The following is a 19,377-nucleotide window of genomic DNA, read 5'->3' on the forward strand; positions in this document are numbered from 1 at the left end:
TTTATTCCAATGAAAAATACAATTAATCTAGTCATCATATCTATATGGATGGCTATTGCGACGATCGGTTGCAGTAAAAAGGAAGAATTGGTCGATAAAATTCCGGCTAAAGTGGATAGTTATTACCCTAATTCTGGTAAAGCTGGCACACTAGTTACGATTGAAGGACAAGGCTTCAGCGGGGCAATTACAGAATTTTCTGCAACAGTTGCAGGGAGTTCGGCAGAGGTGATTAGCGCTACTCCAACATCGGTTGTTTTACGTGTGCCAAAAGGTGACAAAAGTGGCGGAATTGTCTTGAAGTATGGAAGTAATAGTTTTGATGTTGGTACGTATACCTATCAAGATCTTTCAGTCTCAAAAATTTTTCCGACAAATGGTACAGGCGGCACCCAACTACGGATCGATGGGGAGGGGTTTGGTAGTACAGATAAACCTGCAGAAGTCTATGTTAATGGCAAAAAAGCTTTGGTTGTGAGTGTTACAGATAAATTAATCGTTGCAGAAATTCCCGAAGATGCGGGGTATGGTGCTGTAGAAGTTCGTGTGGATGGTAAAAAGTCGCAAGGACAGAATTTTACTTATCAGGTCGTCCGCAGTATTAAACCATTAACAGGTGGGGCGGGAACCAAAGTTACCCTAATGGGTGAAGGCTTCGAAAAAGTCAATTCGGGGAATATCGTTGATTTCAATGGAAAGATCGCGGTCGTATTGGAGTCTAGTCCTGAAAAAATTGTCGTAGTGGCTCCAGCTGGTGTCAGTACCGGACCTCTATCCGTGAATATCAATGAACAGAAGATTTCGGGTCCGAAATTTACGGTTGTAGGCAAGCCTGAAATCGGCGCAGTCTCTCCTTTGAGTGGCCCAAAAGGGGCTGAAATGATAATAAATGGGCTATTATTTAGTAAAGAACTTGATGAAAATCAGGTTTTTATAAATGGAAAGCAAGTTGCTATTTCTTCAAGTAGTGAAAATCAGCTTAAGTTGATCATTCCTGGTGGAACTGGATCTGGAAAGGTAAGGGTTGTAGTCAACGATCAATCCGTGGAAGGACCACAGTTTAAGGATCAGACGCTTGGTATTCGTTCTATAAGTCCAGACAATGGTTTGGCGGGAACAAGTGTAACTTTATTGGGAACTGGATTTAGTACAAATGCTGCCGAAAATAGGGTTTATTTTAATGGTGTTTTGACCCCTGTGACAAGTGCTAGTGAGAATAAGTTGGTTATGGAGGCACCACAGGGTGTTGCAACAGGCGAGGTAAAGGTAATCGTTGGCGGTCAGGATGCTTTAGCACCGCAACCGTTCCGTCGTGCAGGTGTAATGACATTCGTAGGGGGGCCAGGAAGTACGGTTTTCGGCAATAACCTAGCTGGATTGGCGATAGATGCGCAGGGAAATTTATATGTCGCAGATCCGGAGAATAAACAAGTTAAAAAGGTGTCCCCGACTGGAAGTGTATCTATTTTGCAGGTAGATGGTGCCAATGCTGTATTCGACTATCCTACAGGAATAGTTGTTGACCCACAAAATAATATTTATGTCAGCGATCAGCGAGCAAATCAGATTTTTAAAATTACACCTGCGGGCAAACGTACTGTACATGCAAAAGGATTTTCTCCGGGTGCAATGTGTTTAGATCTATCAGGGAATTTATATGTGGCAGTAGCTGGTTTTGCGCAGGGAATAAACAAAGTCAACCTGGCTGGAGGTTATACGAAGGTACCCGGACCTAGTTGGGTAATGGCTAAGCCCTTTGTGGATAGTCAAGGAGTTTTGTATTATTCGGATCAGAACACGAGCAGCAATAACGGGATCGAAATTGTAAGATCGGGTGATGCACGTGGGGAACGTTGGGTTGGAGGTTCGGATGCGGGCTATCAAGATGGGATTGGAACGAACACATATTTCAACGGAATAGGCGGTATCACAGCAGGATTAAATAACAGATTGATTGTTGCCGACAATAATAACTATGCAATTAGAATGGTCAATATGTCGACACGAGAAGTAACTACCCTGATAAAGGGAACGAATGGATATGCGGATGGGACTTTATCGACAGCACGGTTTGGTCTGATAAAAGATGTGGTAGTAGATAAAGATGGTAATATCTATCTTCTGGATGTTAGTAATAAAGCTATTCGGAAACTGTTTTTGAAATAACAATTGTACATAAATCCCCGATGCAATCGTATTGTTTTTTAGGAGCTCCTCTCTTTAAAAATAATGCGGAGTATGTGTCGGGGATTTTTATGTTAATAATGAAACGACAGCTTTAGCTATTGTGGCAAATTGACAATGATTAAAGTGTATTATTCGCAAGTAAGAAGTCTCCGTAGAAATCGGGGATATTGCTGTCGTAAATTGCATTTGCGACAGCTGATATTGGGTAGTCTACTTTAACGATCTCGGCATTAATTTGTTTTTCAGATAAGGTGATTATTGTGTAAGTTGCTTTTCTGTCTTTTTCCTTACTTCGGCCCACCGAACCACAATTGATAAAAAAGACGTCTCCATCCTGTTGAATATAAGAATGGTGTGTATGTCCCATCACCAGAATATCGATTGCTCTTTGCTTTAATAGGGTCGATAGAGCATGCTTTGGAGTTGATTCATGGATGTATTCGTCATTGCTTTGGAGACTGGCATGGACAAGAAGGATTTTCCTAAAACTCGTTCCAAGCTTGAAGGTTAGTTCAATGTTGTAGGGTAATGTTGCTAACCACTTTTTATGAGGTGCCGATATCTCCTTCTTGCTTATGTTGATGGCGATTTCTCGATTTGAAGTCTCTATTCCATCATGGTGTGGTAAAGGGATAATGGCTTCGTCAAAAGCAATTCTTTGGTCATGGTTTCCCAGTAAACATGGAATGTTTTTTTCTTGTATTCTGTCAATGACTTCATTCCCCCAGGGAGCGAAATCAACAAGATCACCTAAGCAGTAGATTTGTGTTAATCCTCTATCTTTGATATCTGTTAATACCGCATCCAATGCAATTAAATTGGCATGAATATCACTTATTATGGCAAGTTGTATCATATTCTTATGCTACAAACATAATCATTCGGGTAATCAGTCAACCTACAATTTACGAGGTAAGGAAGAAAATGATAATAGCATTATAATTTTTGTGCTAAAAGTGAGTAATTGGTTGAAATTGGTGAAGAAATACTTTAAAATAAGCACATAGCTAATAGCCTCAGATATGTGCTTATTTAGGTGGTACGTTACTAAAGATTCATTCCACCGGATACCTCAATACGTTGTCCGTTGATCCATCTTGCGTCTTCGGTACAGAGGAAGGCAACCACACCGCCGATATCGTCAGGTACACCAGCCCGTCCTAAAGCTGTAACAGCTGCAATATGCGCATTTGTTTCTTTGTTATCCCGCACATGCCCGCCACCAAAATCAGTCTCGATCGCGCCAGGAGCAACAACGTTTGCTGCAATACCTCGAGGACCGAGTTCTTTGGCAAGATACCTCGTCAGTACCTCGATTGCTCCTTTCATCGAGCCATAGGCAGATGATCCCGGAAATGCAAAACGTGCGAGACCAGAGGAAATATTGATAATACGTCCACCATCATTCAAATAGGGAAGAGCTTTCTGCGTGAGAAAAAATACCCCTTTATAATGGATGTTATAAGCTGTATCAAATTGTTCTTCTGTGGTTTCTATAAAGGGGGCATATAAGGCGGTTCCTGCATTATTGATTAGGAAATCGAAGTTTGATTGCCCAGTTTCTTGTTTTATATGCTGTGTAACTCGTTCGATGAAGAGATCAAAAGACTGCACATTACCTGCATCCAATTGGAATGCAGCTGCATGCTGACCTAAAGATTGTATCGTAGCAACTACATGATCTGCTTCCTCCTGATTGCTATTGTAGGTTAGAATGACATCGATTCCTTTTTTTGCAAGGCTAACAGCCATGTTTCTACCTAAACCACGGCTTCCGCCTGTTACCAATGCTATTTTATTTGTAGCCATTTTAATTTGTTTTAAAGATCCAACAGCACAAAGATCCTCCGAAAAGTTACACTTTTCCTTGCGAAATACAAATGGATATTTGCGAAATTCAAATTATAACGATTGAGAACGAAAAATGTTTGGGGCAAAGCCGGTTTGCTTCTTGAAAAAATTGGAAAAATGAGCGATCTCCTCAAAGCCAAGTGAATAAGCAATCTCAGAGACATTCCAATCGGTTTGTCGCAGTAAAATTTTTGCCTCCTGTGTGACTCTGGCTGCAATGACATGGCTGGTTGTTTTTCCCGTATTTTCCTTTAAAATTTTATTCAGGTGATTGACATGTATGGCAAGTCGTTCCGCAAAATCATTAGCTGTCCGTAATTGTAAACGTTGCATTGGAGATTCAATGGGAAATTGTCTTTCTAGCAATTCTATAAATAATGAGGTTATTCTATTAGAGGCATTATGTGTGGGATTTGTTATACTTTTGGGTTGCAGCTTTTGCCCATAATGAATGATCTCAAGAACATAATTTCGCAGCAGATCGTATTTAAAGACGTACTCTGAAGAAAGCTCTTTATTTATTTTTACGAAGATTTCCTCTATTTCAATACGTTGTTCTTCTGCTAATTGAAAAATCGGAAGGCCGCCCGGTTGAAAGATAGGGAGATCATCTATGTTAACACCACTTTTATTTCGGGTTAGAAATTCATCGGTGAAAACGCAGAAATAACCCTTCTGATGCTCATCTTTCGGTATCCAATGGTAAGGAACTTTTGGGGTAGCAAATACAAGTGCGGATTCATCAATTTCGATCACTTTGTCGGCATATTCAGCCGTGTTTTTCCCTGTGATTAAGCTTATTTTGTAGTAGGTACGCTTATTGTAGGGCATGATCGGTTTATCTTTTAATGTAGCTGCAAGCTCCTCAAAGCTGAATACATTAAAATGACCAATCTCTCTTGCGATCTCCTGTGGGATGCTCGCATTGATCTCCTGATAAAACTGTTCAATGGAAGTTGTTTTCATTTAAACCCGATTTGCAATAATCAAATGTACTGGTTTTAGATTACATTCGATACACGCAGTCATGTTTTCAAGATATTGCTATTCTCATCTTAATGTAAATTGCAATATTATATTTTGCACAATATAATTTCTTACCATACATTTGTACAAACAAAACAAATTGAAATATGAAAACGTTATATAACATCGGCGCGACAGCCAAAGGAGGACGAAACGGTCAGGTAAGAAGTGAAAATGGTGTACTGGATTTAGCTGTTCGTATGCCAAAAGGACTAGGAGGTGCGAATGATGATTATGCCAATCCAGAGATGCTTTTTGCTGCAGGTTACGCTGCGTGTTTTGATAGTGCCTTGAATTTGGTCATTAGGTCAGAAAAAGTAAAAACTGGAGAGACTTCGGTAACTGCACATGTGAGTATTGGACAATTGGATAATGGTGGTTTTGGATTGGCTGCAGAATTACATGCAAATATACCTGGCGTAAGCTTAGAGTTAGCACAACAATTAATTGAAAAAGCACATCAAGTGTGCCCTTATTCAAATGCAACTAGGGCTAATATGGATGTCAAATTGACGGTATCAACTAACGAATAATATATGAATTATATTGCCAACGTGCTTACAGCACTCGTACTTTTAGAACATGTATACATTGTATGGATGGAAATGTTTGCTTGGGAAACTGCAGGAAAACGTAGTTTTGGAAAGGCTCTCCCGGCAGAATTATTTAAGCCAACGAAGGGGCTTGCTGCAAATCAAGGGCTCTACAATGGCTTTCTCGTTGCAGGTTTAGCCTGGTCTTTTTTAATCAATGACCCCATCTGGAGTCACAATGTACGCCTGTTCTTTTTAGGATGTGTCCTTGTTGCCGGTATTTTTGGTGGAATTACAGCGAGCAAAAAGATATTTTTTGTACAAGGAGTTCCTGCATTGTTGGCGTTGTTATCCGTTATACTCGTAAAATAAAAATATAATTATATGTCATTAATAGAAGATTTACAATGGCGTCATGCTGTGAAAGCATACGATCCGACAAAAAAAGTTAGTCAAGAAAATATAGATAAAATCGTTGAAGCAGCGCGCTTTGCACCGACTTCCTCGGGCTTACAGCCATTTAAAATATTGATTGTTGAAAATCAGGCATTGAAAGAAGAATTGGCAAAAGGAGCACTAAATCCAGACTGTATGCGTGAATGCTCACATGTGCTTGTTTTCGCTGCATGGGATCGTTATACAGAAGAACGTATTGATAAAGTTTATGATTTTACTACAGATGAACGGGATTTGCCAAGGGGACGCTTTGGCTCCTATACAGACAAGTTAAAATCTATTTATCTGAATGAAGCTGCAGAAAGAAATTTTGCGCACACGGCAAGACAGACTTACATTGCTTTAGGTTTGGCTTTGGCTCAAGCAGCGGAACTCCGCGTTGATTCCACGCCTGCCGAGGGCTTCGATAACCGCGTCGTGGATGAGGTTTTACAATTAGAAAAACATGGACTTAAAAGCGTTTCATTGATGTATATTGGTGTGGCGGACTCTTCGAGAGATTGGATTTCGTCAATGAAAAAGGTTCGAGTACCCAAGGAAGAGTTTGTCGTTGAGTATAAATAGTTGATCATTCTCTTTCAATCCCTCGAAAACTCAATAACTTTGCAAGATGGATGATTTATTAAAATTAGATAAACAGCTTTGCTTTTCAGTGTATGTGCTACATAGGGAAATTATGCAGCAGTATCGAACTATTCTTGAAGAGATTGACTTGACCTATCCACAGTATATCACCATGATGGCTTTATGGGAGAATGATGAGCAAACAGTAAATCAATTAGGAGCTAAGTTATTTCTGGATAATGGAACGCTTACGCCACTATTGAAGCGCTTGGAGACTAAAGCTTTGCTTACACGAACACGAAGTAAAACTGACGAGAGGGTAGTCAAAATCAAACTTACAAAGCAAGGATTGCAATTAAAGGAAAAGGCGAGCTGTGTTCCCATGCAGATTTTTGAAGCCCTCAAGCTCGATTATGCGGATATGGTTCAGCTTAAATCTTTAGCAGATAAAATAGTCAATAACGCTAATGGACATTAGTATTTTTGTCATACTGAAATAACAAAGGGACTGTATACGGATTGAAAATAGTTGCAGCTACAAAGTGATCAGCTAAAAGAACACTACGGTGATCTATGATTTTATTTGTGGGAAGACCTAAAAATAGAGCAGACGTTCTATCGCACCATAGGATTCGAAATAGAGCGATAAAAAGTATCTTACTCTATGTGACTTTGCCTTGCTAGATTTTGTATTTATCTTGGGCGGTATTAGGTATTATAGATCAAAAGAAAGATGCGTTTATTTTCTTTAGTTTTTTATTTTGTTATTTTGGGCCTGTCGTTGATAAGTTGTGAAGAGCGAAGGCAGGATGCGGATGTCTTAAGTTATATGGCTTATAGTAAACGGGATAGTGCACGATTAGAACTTAATCTTTTTGAGCGCCGTTTTCATGGTAAATTGTTCTTTTATAGACCTGGAGGTGAGGTCGATTCTGGAGATATTAGCGGTAATATCCAAAAAGACACATTGCTTGGAGACTATTATTATACGGCATTTGGCTGGGGACAGAAAAAAAGAAGACCCTTTGTTTTATTAAAAAAAGGGTCTCTATATATTTTAGGTACAGGTACGGAGCAAGTATATTTGGGAATTCCACATTATATACCCTCAACCGTCAATTTCCAGGACCCGAGGTTTATCTTTGAGAAAGTTAATCACTAGTTCCAATCATCTAAATTAGGCATCTATAGTATATTTTTTAATCGAATATATTGTAGTAGCATAATGGTTTTGCCATCTTTGATTTCACCTGAATCAATCATATGTAGTGCTTCTTCGATATTGATTTCTAGAATTTCAATATGCTCTTCCTCTTCTTCTAAACCACCGCCATCGCCAACTTTCATGTTATTGGTGTATTCTGCTATAAAAAAATGTAGAATTTCAGTTACAGAACCTGGGGACATATAAGCTTCAAATATCTTTTTTGCTTCCTTGATCTGATAGCCTGTTTCTTCTTCTGTTTCCCTCCGTATACAGTCGTGGGGAGAATCTTGATCAAGAAGACCTGCACAAGCTTCGATAAGCATTCCTGACTCATTCCCGTTGATGTAGGTAGGTATCCGAAATTGTCTTGTTAAGATGACTGTTTGAGTACTGGTATTATAGAGTAAAATGACAGCTCCATTGCCACGATCATAAGCTTCTCGGCTTTGTTGTTGTAACGTGCCATCTGGTTTGCTGTATTGATAAGTCACTTTTTTTAAAGTGTACCAGTTGTCTGATAGAATTTCAGTTTTTACAATTTTAATATCTTTTATTGCCATTTTTAGCGCGTTAAAGTCAAAAGATAAAAATAAGAATTGCAATCCAAACTAAGCAGGAAAAACTAAGAGAAGCTTTAATGTGCGTCGCGATTGGCCATGGTGCTATCCAGCGTAGTCGAAGCGGGATAAAAAGTAGGATGAAACCCGTTAATAAACTAACAGGTATAATCCAAAATAAATCAATTGGTGCAATCCGATTGTGGCGAAGTAGCGTAACAACCAAAGCAAGAGCTAGCGTCAAAGAGAGACACAAATTTGAAATTATTTTTTTTTCTGTGGCCGTTCGTTACCGGAACCTTGGCCAAAGATGAAAAGAGTTGTGTCCACTACAAGGTTAATAAATTCAGATATCATTGATAATGGTATTTTGATGTGAAAATAACAAGTTTTGTTCCGCAAATGGACTTGCTGTTTATTTTTAAGGAAGAAATATTGGTCAAAATTTAATGTATGCGAGGTATTGGTGAATCTCAGTCCGCTCTAAATTGCTTTGGATTCATACCAGTATGTTGTTTGAAGAAATTGGAGAAGTAAGCAGAATCGACGAAACCAAGTTTGAACGAAATTTCTTTGATAGATAGGTCGGTTGCCTGTAGCAATCGTTTTGCTTCCAAGATAGTCCGTTGTTGAATGAGCTGGCTTGGAGATACTTCGAGCTTTTGACGACAGATTTTAGTAAGGTGCGGGGTGGATATATTAAGTTCTTTCGCATAGAAAGATACCGACTTCTCATGTCGAAAATGGATATCAATTAACTCCTGTAGCTTTAAGAGACGTGGATTGGATTCATTATTTTGTTCATTTTGTACTACTTTTTGTACCTCTTTGCTTAGTATCGATGCGATTACAGCTGTGCGAGAATAGATAATAGCCGGAACGCAATCGTGGTCCTCAAGTTCTTTTCTTATTGCATTAAATTCATAATAAAGTAGCGCAAATGTTTCGTTGGAGAGTGAGATAACAGGATTACGCTGATAGTAAGCAAATGAAAAATGGAAATTGGGCGAAAATTTCTCGAAGTATTCTCTGTCGACCATCAATTGGAAGCCAGTGGTATTGGCCCCTAATTTCCAGCTATGAACTTGCTTTGGAAACAGGATATGGATTTGATGACGATCAATGTGATAATCTTTAAAATCAATCGTATGAACACCTTCTGCTTGGTCAAAAAGTACCAATAAAAAAAAGTGATGCTGATGTGGACGCGCTATATGATGTTCACCACGTAATTCCGAGTATAAATATCCTTGATTACCTGCAAGCTGGTCTTTTCTAAATTCTTGAATATCTATTGTCGGAAATAACTCCATCGAAATGATTTTGAACCTAAATATAGGTGTTTTATTTTAAACCATCTTCCAGTACCTGTTTGTTGATGGTGAATTCACGGTAGCCAAAGGCTCCGGACTTGTAACCAATTACAGCACCAAATTCAATGCTTTTTGAGGAAGAGGTTTTTGGGAATACAGAAGAGCGGTATACATTGGCCGCGGCTAAAGGTTTTTCGAAGACGCGAAAGTGTAGACCATCCTTTGAATAGGCTAGATAATTCATATCTGAGGTAAATCGATCTACGTTTCCAATTGCCAGACATAGAAAGTAATACCCATCAATATACGAGCCTTGCAGATGCCAAGTCGAATATCCCTTGCTGAATTCTAGCCAAGGTTTATTCATAAATTCAACTTTCTTACTGTCGCGATAGGCGGTAAAATCTAAGCTATTTGTAGAAATACGCGATAGGATATTGGTCATAATTGGAGCTTTGTAGCTTGGCATGAAATCCACTTCGTAACTCATCGTTAGGTTTTTCGAATTTCTCACAAATGTCGGTGAAAGGATGTGGTTGTCTTGGAAAGAAGTAGGTTCATTACTATTATACACGAGTTCGAGGGGTGTCCAGTCAATCCCATTTTTTGATGTTTGTCTTACAATAACACGTTCCGCTTCTTCATTTAATTTTCTAGTGTTGTTTGCGCTTTTGGCGCCCCATTTTTTTAAAATTTTGCTCGAGAAAAAGCAACCTCTATAATATAGTTCGAATTCTTTTCCGTTAAAGTTCCAGTCTACATCAGACCAATATCCCTGGTTAGGGCTACCATCTTTTTGTATGAATGAGTCTTCCAACGCCGGACGTCTCTGAATAGGGTTCGCCAGCCCAGCTGGAGTAATCCATTCTTTCACATCGTTCGACACCACCACTGTGGGATTCTCATACAATGATGCTGTTCGGTCAGCTCCTATTATTCCAAAATAAGGGGTGAATACCATCCAATATTTGTATCCATTGAAACCTGTTGGAAAATATTCCACATCGGGATGGCAATAACTCGCATTATTTCCGGAAATATCTCGTATCAAAAAAGGTTGCTCTTCACCCGGTTGATTTGCATTGGCAATAGCATTAATTTTTATGGTACCAAGATCATTGGTAAAGCCTGCTGGGATAGGTAATTTATCCTTTTCGATGATTTCTGGATCGGGCGGCACAGCTCCGGGGTGAATATCTCTTTTACAACTAATACACAATATTACGCCCAAAAAGAAATAGGCAATTCTTTGATATGACATAGAGAATCAATAAAAATAAAATTCGAAAGGTAATTTGTTATGGTCTTACTTTTCCTGTTAATCTCAGCTAAATGATAGCAAAAATGATTTATTTTTTTTATTTCTCAAAATCGATTTTTAAAAATATTTTATATGTTATAAATATTTGTTTTTCTGGTTTATAAGTGTTTTTTTGACTTGTGTTTTTTGAATTCCCTGAGGACAATCTTAAGATATAATCGTTAATTTTAAGTTATTGAATTAAATATTCTATAAAATAATCTGTTAATTACAATTGAACATGGAAGATGGTCTACTTTATACATTGATTGCACCTAGTGAAGAACTTGCATGCTTTGTGGATAGCTTTTGGTGCTTGCGCAATGAAACCGGGGTAAAGAAAGAAACGATCGGTTTACCAGATGGACGTGTCGATTTGTTTCTTTTTAAATCGGCAATAGATGAATTTCGGATTATTTTATTGGGGTTGGGAACACAGCCCCATGAAGAGGCGACTATTCCTGTAGATGGACAATTATTTTGTATCAGCTTTAAATTGCTTGCCGTAGAATATCTTTTGCGTGAAAATATTGTGGATATTATCAATTCAGGTAAGTTTTTAGTACAGGATTTTTGGGGATTTTCAGAACAGGATTTAGTGAGCTTTGACCAATTTGTAGATAAAGCAGTAAATAAAATTAAATCACTGATTCCAAATGATATTGATGAACGAAAGCGTAAATTATTTGATCTAATTTACAAGAGTAATGGAACAATTCCCATCGCTGAACTCTCCGAAAAGGTTTTTTGGAACAGTAGGCAGATCAACCGTTATTTTAATCAGCGATTTGGACTTTCCCTAAAGGCATATTGTAATATCCTACGTTTTAGGTCCTCATTAGATCATATTGTAAAAGGAAAGCTCAGCCCGGGTGAGCATTTTTTCGATCAGACTCATTTTATCAAAGAGATTAAACGTTTTTCGGGAGTTGTCCCCAAAGAATTGTTGAAAAATAAAAACGACCGATTTATACTATTATCGTCTTTGACATCTCATTAGCTTTGTTTTTATAAATTTTAAACAAATAGGATGTTAACACAAAATAAGAAAATAGCAATAGTTGGCGGTGGAATGGGAGGGCTAACCTTGGCTCGCTTATTACAGTTACATGGGGCTGATGTATCTGTTTATGAACGGGATTTAAACCGGAATATTCGTGTCCAGGGTTCTACATTGGATCTCCATGAAGGAACTGGGCTCGAAGCAATGAAACGCGCAGGACTTCTAGCGGAATTCTATAAATATCATCGTCCAACAGCTAGTAAGCTACGCATTGTCGATAAGGGGCTCGTTGTAAAATTTGATGACCACGATGACCATGTATCGGCAGCTGAAAATCGACCAGAAATTGATCGTGCACCATTGCGAGATATCTTGCTAAATTCCCTGGAAGAAAGGACTGTGATCTGGGATAGCCAATTCGTAGCCATGGAGAAGTCTGGCTATTGTCCTTTAAGAATAAGCAGGATGCCTATGCAGATCTTGTAATAGGTGCGGATGGAGCCAACTCAAAGGTTCGCCCCTATTTAAGCGATGTAAAAGCTATGTATGCTGGAATTACCTTAATTGAGGGTAATATTTATGAGGCAAAAAAAAATGTGCCAAATCTTTTTGAATTAACAAAAGGAGGAAAAGTGATGGCTTTCGGTGAAGGGCAATTTATTGGATACGGTACAAAAGAAGATGGTTCAGTGATGTTTGTGGCGAGTACAAAAATGCCGGAAAACGAACTGGAGAAGATTGCTGTTGATTTTCGGGATAAAAAGCAAGTGTTGCATTGGTTTAAGAATTATTTCTCAGGATGGGACTCGAGTTGGTATGAGTTCTTTACGAATGACAGTGTTCAGTTTATCCCTCGTCCCCAATATTATTTTCCACTTGATCAAAATTGGGAAACGCAGACTAATCTTACAATAATAGGGGATGCAGCCCATCGTATGCCGCCATTTGCTGGCGAAGGAGCAAATGTAGCGATGCAAGATGCATTTGAGTTAACTGAATGTTTAACAAATGGGAAACACGAAACTTTGTTGGACGCAATAGGATATTTTGAAAAAGATATGATAAGACGTGGTGCTGAAGCAACACAAGAAACCTTGGAAAATAGTGATAGAATGCACTCGACAAACGCTTTGTCGACTATGTTGGCCTTTTTCGGGCAATCCATAAAAGATTAGTCTTTATGGATTGCCCGAAAAAGGCTTGCTGATTATGAATTTTGTTTTCTTCAAAAGTGAGCTATTTTAGAGGTTTTACTCTTGAGAATTTGCTAATGGGTCCACTTCCCAGTTATGCTTTGTTGGAAAACTCATATCTTTTTTATTGCATCCAGTACCTTTTTGTAATACCTAGTCTTATCAGACTCGTCAATTACAATGATTTCAACATCGTTTGCCTGAAGTAACTGCATTTTATCTTTGGAAAGCCCATACCACTTTTTTGTTGTGTAATAAAATAATTGATTTTTAATAAAGCTACTTCGTCTATAATATTTATGTCGTGCACGATAAGTTAAAAGCCACCAAAGATCTATTTCGACAAAATCAAGAGAAAGACCCAAGATGTGGATATCTTGAGTAAAAAATAGATCAATCCACGATTGGAGCTTGGTATCCTTATTCTGACTTAATCGTTTAATCAGAGCATGCTTATAAACAGTTTCCGAACTGTAATTTGTTCCATTAACGACATAATCTCTCATTTTTTGCAATTGTCCACAATAATGCTCATAGCCGAGATTAATGGACGACGGGTTTAGACAGTCACCATGTATATGCCAATAGTTTTTGTTCTCGTTTTCGTGTTTACGAAATATACTGTACGTCGTTTCGCGAATTAGTCCCGTATTAGTGGTTGTGATTTTCCCTTCCAAACTAAATTCATAATTCGTAGTAATGATGTTTTCGGTCGGGAAATCCCGGATTAATTGGTGTATTTCGTTTTGGTTGATCTGAGAAACACAATCAGCGATATAGGTTTTAAGCTCTCTCTCATTGATATGTTTTTCTTTTATCGCATGAAGGAATATTTCTTCATACAACATAGGGAAGGGCTTTTGTCCATTTTCTAATGAACTAACCTTATATTTTTCTTTGATATTGTGTAGTAGATCACTCCAGCTGATCCCTGGTGAAATATTATTGATGTCGTTTCCAACTAATAAAGTCAACTTTTTCATTGTCATATAAATCAAGCGTCAATCCTGTCAGGCATTATGACGATGCCAAACAATCGTATATTTGGTTTTGTTTGATTAACCTGTTGCGTGTAGGTTCGCTATGCTAATTTAATAAATAAAATGCTGAAAGGCTTATGTTGCTTCGTTCTGGTATGGATTTGTCGGTAAGGTAGATTTTAAATCTTTATTTTTCTTAGGGAAATGAATATTAAAGGTTGTTCCCTCGTTCAATGTACTTTCCACCGTGATTTTTGCATTAAGCCGCTCCACGATTCTTTTGACAATGGATAACCCTACCCCGGAACCATCAAATTGTATCGCGTTAGGCAGACGATGGAAAATCTCGAAAATCCGTTCAGTTTCTTCTGCGGAGATTCCGATACCATTGTCCCAGACTTTATAGACGATCGTATTTCCATAATCAACACTATCTACACCAATAATTGGAGTTCCCTTATTGCTGCTATATTTTATTGCATTGCCCAAAAGGTTCAAAAACAATTGATAGATCAATGTTTTTTCACCGTCAATAGGCAGCGTCTTACCTTTTTGAAATTGCAGTTTTCCTATATTATATCTGACTTTACAATCATCAATAATATTTTGGATAAAGCGCTCGGGGTAAACAGGTTCATATTCGAAATCATAGCTTTTTGTACGAGCGAAATCAACGGTTTTATCCAGCATGTTATTCATTAACTGAATTGCTTCCATCATGTTTTTACCGGCTTTTCCCAAAAACTCCTGACTTAATCCAGGACGGTCGCGGATCATTTGTGCTGTCATCTGTAGGGCAGCCAGTGGATTTTTTAAATCGTGGCTGAGCGTATAACTAAATGTTTCAAGGATATTGTTGATCTCAACCAATTTTTCATTAAGTGCTTGAATCTCCGTTATTTTTTTTACACAGGCTTCCTGTAGTATAATGCTTAGTTTTTTTAAGAAGTCAATTTCCCATTCAGTCCATTTTGGCGCAGTTCCGCATACTGTCCTTTTCCATGCCTCAAATGATGTGCGTGGAGATGGGAAATTTATCGGTTTGTTAGGGTCATAAATAAATTCTTTTTTCGGTTGTCCGGCCCAAATTTCTTCAATTTTTACTTCTTCTCGAAAAAAATAGATCTTAAAATCCAGTTTATATTCCAAGTCTATTTTAGCTATACCGGAAAAGTGAGATAAATCCTTAATATCGTTGTCGGGCCATTTAAAATCAGATTGCCAAAATAATTCGTTTGCGTTATTAGTAATCAAACTGTTTTCTATCGCTTGAATACTGTTCAAATGTGGTGTACTGCCTGTTATATGCCATTTGTCATGGTATTTGAATGCGATTCCATCTGCTCTTAGAATGTCCATTAAGCGGGGGCTAAGGGATCCGATGACCCCATGGAGATCCTGCTTTGAAAAAAGGCTCTGTCTGATTTCAAATTCTATGCTTTTAATTTTAAGTTTAAAGTTGTTTTCTGCAATCTGCTTATTAGCCAAAAAGCTGTTTACGGCGTATTGAACTATAAAAACGGAGAGATGTCTTTGCGCTAAATCAATAGTTTTGGGTATGGTATTTTGACAGGCGACTAATCCCCACAACTTACCATTAATGATAATAGAAAAACTTCCGCTAGCACGAACCTGTGCATTACGAAGATATTGAAGATGAATCGGAGACATTGCACGTATGCCTGTCATGGAAAGGTCAAGCATCTCCGGGTTAATACCGAGAACAGGAATTGGTTTAGCATCTACATCCGGAGTTACTCGTGCAAAAATTTTTGTGTAGAGCAAACGTGCTTGTTGAGGAATATCAAATTCTGGATAGTGATATCCCAAAAGAGGTTCGAGGCCTTCAGACACATGCTCGGCAATGACTTTGCCATCTCCATTTTTTGAAAATTTGTAGATCATTACACGGTCATATCCCGTGACTGTATAAATATTGTCTGCCAATGCTTTCCAGATGTCTTTACCATTGTTGATATGTTGGGCATAATGGTAGATGTTCTTGAATTGATGTGATTGCGACTGGTGCTTTTCTATTTCAATAAATATCTTGTCGTCAAAAGGATAGATGCTAAGATAATAGGTTCCATTTTGCAAATGAATATCTGATACGTATCTGTGTTTGAAGATTTCTACGTTATCCAGTAATACCCGATCTAAATCAATGGGATGAGATAAATTAAGATTGCTAATGAATGTTGATAGATGCAAGCCATTGTGCAAGCATTCCCTTGGAAAGCCTATTTCCTGGCAATTTTCACTCCAACCAATACAGTTGTGGAATTTGTCAAACACGATAAGACAACCAAAGTTTTGTACGTGACCACAGAGATGAATAGGTTCTTGATCGCAATTTAAAAAATGAGGATTGTCCATAGGGCTAACTTACAAAAAAAAATGTATTCTCCCTATATCCTGTCAGGAACTAGGCGTACTAGGTTTTGATGGAAAAACGAAACGATTTGATTCAGTGAATAAATGTGAAATGAAATTCCTTAAATTTATCTAGCTATAAAATAGGTGCTATGGTATGATATTTTAAATGCTATGCATATTGCGGAATATTCGCCAAAAAAGGCTAGGCGAACCAACTTCCTAGCCTTCACGGTATAACTCATTCGATGCTATAACGAACAATTAACAAAAGAGCTAGGGAAAAGTTTTATAAGAGAGTAAGATCGTCAATTTTAAAAGGCCTCTTTGGTATTACTTACGAAACATATCACATATACTTCTCATTCACCCGTTCTTTAATTAATTCAAGTTGAAATCAAAAAACGGTAGTGGCTTTTGTGTCATTTGAAGATAATTTTCTTCAAGAAGTGTGTACTCGTCTAAAGCAATTTCCAGTGTGCTATCTAAAATAATTGTCGTCAATTTGGTGTCTGGATCAGTTTTGTAAAAATAAATTTTACCACAGGGGCTTGATTCATAGGTGTTAGTTGTATGGAAACCGATCCTGTAATCTTTTTCGGTAAATGTTTTTAATCCCGATAATTTTATGCCATTGTTAATTTGATAACTAAAATTATCTTTCGTTAATATAAAAAATTCTTCACCGTTATGGTGCCATCTGTAAATTTTAAAAAATCCAAATGATACGAGTAGCCCTAATGCCAATACGAGTAGGGAAGATGGTCCCAATGCTGCGAATATATTGAATATGACAATGAGAGACAATGTGCCGAGGATTGACAGGATACACAGAAAGGCAAAGATAGATACATATAACTTTGGGTGTACCATTTTGATAACAAACCGAATGTAATCTTCACTTTTGTCAAAATATACGGCATTTTTAGTCATTGGCATAGTAAAATGTCTTTTGTGCTAAATTAATATATAGTTTTAAAATATTTATTTTTTTTCAATTTATTATGCTTCTTCGAATTTCGGATCATTCATAATTTCATGTTGTTAAATTGTTATAAACCAATAGCCTCCAAAAATAGACGCTATCTTCAGATTTAATGTACTCAGATTTAAAGAGTAGAAAAAGTATACGTCTACCTGGAATATATGTGCAGATCAACTCGCCAAGGACCTGAGTCAACTATTCATTTTCATTAAAAGTATTGTGAAGAAGGGCTTGCTAAATACCCGTAGATTTTTAATCGAATATCTTATTTAGAGCATTTTTCCTGAATATTCGGTAAGTTCAATATACCGCCTACATACACTTGTTATTCCGTTTTCAGCCAGCATACGTCTCTTAACTTTGTATTGAGATAAAGCCAATTAGGTATTGTTTAGGTGCTTCCTTTTGGATACCAGTAGAAGTTCGGGTTTATATTAAAAGCAGCGGTTAACTATCTGATTAATTTATAAAAGAAAAAGGTATTATGGAAATTAAAGAAAACAAGTTATTAGGTGTAAGATATAGAGAAACACCTAATAAAGGTGGAATTATTGAGCCCATTTATATTATCATGCATTATGATGAAGCGTCCAATGCGACAAGTGCAATCGATTGGATGACAGATTCCCGAAGTAAGGTTTCAGCCCACCTTCATATAAGTCGTGATGGTGTTGTAACGCAATTGGCTCCATTTAATATCAGATGTTGGCATGCAGGTGTCAGTTCATGGGCCGGACAGAAAGATCTGAATACGTTTAGCATCGGTATCGAATTACAAAATGAGGGCAGGGAGATTTATACCGAAAAGCAGATCAGCGCGGCGATTGCCGTATGCCAGACTATTATTGGTAAATATTCGATTCGGGATATTCTGGGGCATTCTGACATCGCGCCAGGAAGAAAAGAGGATCCAGGTAAACAGTTTCCCTGGGAAAGATTTAAACCGTTAATAAAAGAAAATTATGATGGAGTTACTTGAAATTTTAGAGAAATTGATTATTCCCGTAGTGACCGCAATCGGCGGATATCTAGTCGGAAAGCCTAAACAGCAAGCCGAAGTGGAAGCGACAAACGTTGAGAATGCAGGGAAAGTAATTGAAAAATGGGAAGGATATTCAAATAGGTTAGCAAAAGATATCGAACAACAGCGCGGCGTCATTGAAGATCTTAATGAAGCACTGCATTTGGCAAACGACGAACGTATAGCCTGCTTAAAGACCTCAACAGACCTGCAAGTAAAATTTGATGACCTAATGAAACTTTATAACAGACTACAAATTGAATTGAAACGAATACAAAATGAAAAATGCACTACAGGTGATCGCAATACTGCTGCTGGTTAGCAGTTGCGGTCTGTTTAAGAAGAGGTTCAAGGTTAAGGAATCGAAAGAATTGCAGGTTATAGAAAAAACACGTGAAAATTTGCGTGTTGAACTTGATTCAGGAAATGTACAAATCGCGCAGTCACATGCCGCAAATTTAACAGGCGATGAGGAAATTCTTCGAATTGAAGGAGAAGGGGTTCAAATCACCAGAGATGGTATTATCCGGCTCCATAAAGGGAAAATCTATCAAAAGCAAGGCCACTATTCAAAGGGGGTACTGATGAAGGAGCAACTTCATACAGACTGGAAAAGTCAAAAAGTGAAGAACGACAAACAGAATAAAAATAAAATAGCAGGTCAGGAGGAACAATCAAAATTGACGACAAAACCAGCTGTGGCAAGCATGCTCTATTTTTTAATAGGGTTAGGAGTGCTGATCACGATAGTTGTATATTGGATAAAAAAACGTAAAGTTGCCATGCCCTGGTAATAGTAGGGAGGATAAATTTGGAGCCTAAAAGATA

21 protein-coding genes are annotated in these 19,377 nt (G+C 37.8%); 12 read left to right on the top strand and 9 right to left on the bottom strand.

Features of this window, described 5'->3' with window-relative positions:
- Positions 1-9 precede the first annotated feature (9 nt).
- On the top strand, positions 10-2,166 hold the full coding sequence (locus tag ACLCDV_RS05630; protein WP_411973102.1) for an IPT/TIG domain-containing protein: 2,157 nt from the start codon (positions 10-12) through the stop codon (positions 2,164-2,166).
- 139 nt (positions 2,167-2,305) lie between these two features.
- Here the strand turns inward: ACLCDV_RS05630 and ACLCDV_RS05635 are convergent, their stop codons facing one another.
- From ACLCDV_RS05635 to ACLCDV_RS05645, 3 genes are all read right to left on the bottom strand, one after another.
- A complete protein-coding gene (locus ACLCDV_RS05635; RefSeq protein ID WP_317668145.1) occupies positions 2,306-3,043 on the bottom strand; it encodes a metallophosphoesterase family protein in 738 nt (245 codons plus the stop codon).
- A 191-nt stretch (positions 3,044-3,234) separates the two neighbouring features.
- Complete coding sequence (locus tag ACLCDV_RS05640; protein WP_120335413.1) at positions 3,235-3,996, bottom strand: SDR family NAD(P)-dependent oxidoreductase; 762 nt, start codon at positions 3,994-3,996, stop codon at positions 3,235-3,237.
- 93 nt (positions 3,997-4,089) lie between these two features.
- Complete coding sequence (locus ACLCDV_RS05645; RefSeq protein ID WP_333576580.1) at positions 4,090-5,004, bottom strand: helix-turn-helix transcriptional regulator; 915 nt, start codon at positions 5,002-5,004, stop codon at positions 4,090-4,092.
- Between the two features lie 167 nt (positions 5,005-5,171).
- Here ACLCDV_RS05645 and ACLCDV_RS05650 point away from each other — a divergent pair, with 167 nt between their 5' ends.
- The 5 genes from ACLCDV_RS05650 to ACLCDV_RS05670 all read left to right on the top strand — a co-directional run bounded on the left by ACLCDV_RS05650 (position 5,172) and on the right by ACLCDV_RS05670 (position 7,779).
- Positions 5,172-5,597, top strand: coding sequence for an organic hydroperoxide resistance protein (locus ACLCDV_RS05650; RefSeq protein ID WP_333576578.1), 426 nt, complete (start codon positions 5,172-5,174; stop codon positions 5,595-5,597).
- A 3-nt stretch (positions 5,598-5,600) separates the two neighbouring features.
- A complete protein-coding gene (locus tag ACLCDV_RS05655) occupies positions 5,601-5,969 on the top strand; it encodes a DUF1304 domain-containing protein (protein ID WP_153848459.1) in 369 nt (122 codons plus the stop codon).
- A gap of 12 nt (positions 5,970-5,981) precedes the next feature.
- Complete coding sequence (locus ACLCDV_RS05660; RefSeq protein ID WP_153848460.1) at positions 5,982-6,617, top strand: nitroreductase family protein; 636 nt, start codon at positions 5,982-5,984, stop codon at positions 6,615-6,617.
- 46 nt (positions 6,618-6,663) lie between these two features.
- Positions 6,664-7,095, top strand: a complete 432-nt coding sequence (locus ACLCDV_RS05665; protein ID WP_333576575.1) for a MarR family transcriptional regulator — start codon at positions 6,664-6,666, stop codon at positions 7,093-7,095.
- A 255-nt stretch (positions 7,096-7,350) separates the two neighbouring features.
- Entirely contained in the window at positions 7,351-7,779 is a 429-nt protein-coding gene (locus ACLCDV_RS05670; RefSeq protein WP_333576573.1) for a hypothetical protein, read from the top strand.
- 23 nt (positions 7,780-7,802) lie between these two features.
- Here the strand turns inward: ACLCDV_RS05670 and nudK are convergent, their stop codons facing one another.
- The 3 genes from nudK to ACLCDV_RS05685 form a co-directional block, all read right to left on the bottom strand.
- On the bottom strand, positions 7,803-8,384 hold the full coding sequence (nudK, locus tag ACLCDV_RS05675; protein ID WP_333576571.1) for a GDP-mannose pyrophosphatase NudK: 582 nt from the start codon (positions 8,382-8,384) through the stop codon (positions 7,803-7,805).
- 470 nt (positions 8,385-8,854) lie between these two features.
- Positions 8,855-9,694, bottom strand: coding sequence for an AraC family transcriptional regulator (locus ACLCDV_RS05680; RefSeq protein WP_333576569.1), 840 nt, complete (start codon positions 9,692-9,694; stop codon positions 8,855-8,857).
- A 31-nt stretch (positions 9,695-9,725) separates the two neighbouring features.
- The gene (locus tag ACLCDV_RS05685) at positions 9,726-10,955 is read right to left on the bottom strand and encodes a hypothetical protein (protein ID WP_411973103.1); all 1,230 of its coding nucleotides are present in this window, start codon (positions 10,953-10,955) and stop codon (positions 9,726-9,728) included.
- Between the two features lie 280 nt (positions 10,956-11,235).
- Here ACLCDV_RS05685 and ACLCDV_RS05690 point away from each other — a divergent pair, with 280 nt between their 5' ends.
- The 3 genes from ACLCDV_RS05690 to ACLCDV_RS05700 are packed head-to-tail and all read left to right on the top strand — an operon-like array spanning position 11,236 to position 13,172.
- Positions 11,236-11,994 carry an AraC family transcriptional regulator gene (locus ACLCDV_RS05690; protein ID WP_317668136.1) on the top strand — a complete coding sequence of 253 codons (759 nt, stop codon included), beginning with the start codon at positions 11,236-11,238 and terminating at the stop codon, positions 11,992-11,994.
- Positions 11,995-12,024: 30 nt separating this feature from the next.
- Positions 12,025-12,483, top strand: coding sequence for an FAD-dependent oxidoreductase (locus tag ACLCDV_RS05695; protein WP_411973104.1), 459 nt, complete (start codon positions 12,025-12,027; stop codon positions 12,481-12,483).
- Positions 12,484-12,539: 56 nt separating this feature from the next.
- Positions 12,540-13,172: an FAD-dependent oxidoreductase gene (locus ACLCDV_RS05700; protein WP_411973105.1), complete on the top strand. Its 633-nt coding sequence runs from the start codon at positions 12,540-12,542 to the stop codon at positions 13,170-13,172.
- Positions 13,173-13,303: 131 nt separating this feature from the next.
- Here ACLCDV_RS05700 and ACLCDV_RS05705 read toward each other — a convergent pair whose 3' ends face one another.
- From ACLCDV_RS05705 to ACLCDV_RS05715, 3 genes are all read right to left on the bottom strand, one after another.
- Positions 13,304-14,173, bottom strand: a complete 870-nt coding sequence (locus ACLCDV_RS05705) for an SIR2 family protein (protein ID WP_317668134.1) — start codon at positions 14,171-14,173, stop codon at positions 13,304-13,306.
- 132 nt (positions 14,174-14,305) lie between these two features.
- Positions 14,306-16,546, bottom strand: a complete 2,241-nt coding sequence (locus ACLCDV_RS05710) for an ATP-binding protein (protein WP_411973106.1) — start codon at positions 16,544-16,546, stop codon at positions 14,306-14,308.
- A gap of 378 nt (positions 16,547-16,924) precedes the next feature.
- On the bottom strand, positions 16,925-17,482 hold the full coding sequence (locus ACLCDV_RS05715) for a hypothetical protein (RefSeq protein ID WP_317668132.1): 558 nt from the start codon (positions 17,480-17,482) through the stop codon (positions 16,925-16,927).
- Positions 17,483-18,012: 530 nt separating this feature from the next.
- On the opposite strand from ACLCDV_RS05715, the gene ACLCDV_RS05720 reads away from it, so the two are divergent.
- From ACLCDV_RS05720 to ACLCDV_RS05730, 3 genes are read left to right on the top strand one after another with little or no spacing between them, the layout of a single operon-like run.
- A complete protein-coding gene (locus ACLCDV_RS05720; protein ID WP_333576561.1) occupies positions 18,013-18,507 on the top strand; it encodes an N-acetylmuramoyl-L-alanine amidase in 495 nt (164 codons plus the stop codon).
- The gene (locus ACLCDV_RS05725) at positions 18,491-18,871 is read left to right on the top strand and encodes a hypothetical protein (RefSeq protein WP_317668130.1); all 381 of its coding nucleotides are present in this window, start codon (positions 18,491-18,493) and stop codon (positions 18,869-18,871) included. The genes ACLCDV_RS05720 and ACLCDV_RS05725 overlap by 17 nt, the downstream gene beginning before the upstream one ends.
- The gene (locus tag ACLCDV_RS05730) at positions 18,828-19,343 is read left to right on the top strand and encodes a hypothetical protein (RefSeq protein WP_317668129.1); all 516 of its coding nucleotides are present in this window, start codon (positions 18,828-18,830) and stop codon (positions 19,341-19,343) included. Before ACLCDV_RS05725 ends, ACLCDV_RS05730 begins: the two co-directional genes overlap by 44 nt.
- Positions 19,344-19,377: the final 34 nt, after the last annotated feature.

Source organism: Sphingobacterium sp. Lzh-3, assembly GCF_046764375.1.
Lineage (GTDB): Bacteria > Bacteroidota > Bacteroidia > Sphingobacteriales > Sphingobacteriaceae > Sphingobacterium.